Origin of the sequence: Gordonia cholesterolivorans (genome assembly GCF_039531975.1) — a bacterium.
Taxonomy (GTDB): Bacteria; Actinomycetota; Actinomycetes; order Mycobacteriales; family Mycobacteriaceae; genus Gordonia; species Gordonia sihwensis.
In genome coordinates this window covers 1-1,662 of the sequence record NZ_BAAARB010000051.1, presented here as the reverse complement: position 1 = coordinate 1,662, position 1,662 = coordinate 1, and the positions used below count along the sequence as shown (strand labels likewise).

Annotated in this window: 1 protein-coding gene; it reads right to left on the bottom strand. The window is 59.6% G+C overall.

What is annotated here, in order from left to right; translation table 11 throughout:
* Positions 1-241 precede the first annotated feature (241 nt).
* Entirely contained in the window at positions 242-1,588 is a 1,347-nt protein-coding gene (locus tag ABFX36_RS18830; protein WP_346077802.1) for a multicopper oxidase family protein, read from the bottom strand.
* Positions 1,589-1,662: the final 74 nt, after the last annotated feature.

The window sequence follows — 1,662 nt, the reverse complement described above, 5'->3', positions numbered from 1 at the left end:
ACCAGAAAGGTGCTCCTTGCCCTGCTTGTGATTGTCGTTTCGCAACAACAATTATTGCAGCTCAGAGCACCTTTCTTCATGAAAACGGCAGGTCAGGCGAATTCAGCGATGAAAGCCCGAGGCTAGAGAAGCGAGCCTGCCGTGTTACTTCAACAATACGTGGTGCATCCGGCAACATCAAGTAACGGAAACTACGCGGCAGCGGTGGGTTTTGGCCAGGCCGCAACGCCGCTGCAGCTGGTCAGCCGACATCGACGATGGCCATCATGCCAGCATCTTCATGATCAAGGATGTGGCAGTGGTATACGGTGCGCCCCGGGTGACGAGCGAAGTCGATGAGCACCCGCACTCGACCTTGGGCAGGAACATTGACGACGTCACGCCAAACCTGTTCGCTGACCGGTTGCCCGTCCGTCTCGATCACCTGCATCGGCCATACGTGTAAATGGAAGGGGTGATCCATGGGTGTGGGGTTCGTGATGAGCCACTCTTCCACGGCTCCCGCAGCAACGCGTTGGTCAACTCGGTCGATGTCGAAAGTACGACCGTCGAATCCGAGATCCATCATGCTCCCGCCACCGCGCATCATCGACCCCATTCCCATGGTGAAGGCAATCTCCCGCCGCCGCGCAACAGGCTGCTCGCGTAGATCCCGAAGAACCGGCGAGCGAACTGGCACCTTATCTGGCGTAGAAGTCTCTTGCCCGGAGACAGTGAGCGTGGCAATGGCCTCAGCTCCGGAGAGGTTTCGACCTCCCATCATTCCCATTCCCATTCCACCACGGTCGTAGCCCAGTGTCTGAAACTCACCACTACCGGCGCTCATGCTCACGAGAAGGTTGGCGCGATTACCGGGAGCCAGGAGCACGTCCCGCACTTCCCGGGGAGCCTGTTCTTGACCCCCGTCGATCCCCAGCAATTCCAGGCGCTGCCCAGGCAAGGCCAAACGTAGGTAACGGGAAGTGCACGCATTGATCACTCGCCAGCGTTCCCGCTCCCCAGGTCGTGCCGACATGTGTGGGCGGTGCTGCCCGTTGACCAATAGGAGGTCACCTTCACGGCCCATCATCACGTCCATGCCCGAGGCGGTCGCGATCTGTCCTCCAGCGGTGAGTGAAATGTCGGAGACGACGAGCACCCGCTCTCGACTGACCGGCATTTTTTCATCCTCGACAATAAGTGCACCGTACAAGCCACCGAATAGCTGGTCAGCGACTGAGCCATGCCGATGAGGGTGATACCAGCACACACCAGACGGGTGATCCTCTGGCAAGGTAAACCGGTAACCAAAACTCTGCCCAGGGTCTATAGAGAGGAAGGGGTTGTCACTATTCCCCGAGGGAGAAACCTGTAGCCCGTGGGTATGCAGGTTGGTTGGGGTGTCCAGTTCGTTACGCAACTGCACCTCGATGGTGTCTCCCGGTCGCACCCACCAGGTTCTCCCCGGCAATGTGCCCCCGTAGGTCAGGGCCTGTACCTGTCGTCCGGCGATGGTCACCTCTCGACGAGCGGCGACAAGATCCACCTGCAGCAAGCCACCGCTGCTGCGTAACACCTCTGGCTCAACCAGCAGATCACCATCAGCCACGCGCCCACCCCAGGGAAGACCAGTCCGAGAGAGACCGATCCCTCCAATAGCGACACCGAGCCCTCCCACAGCCC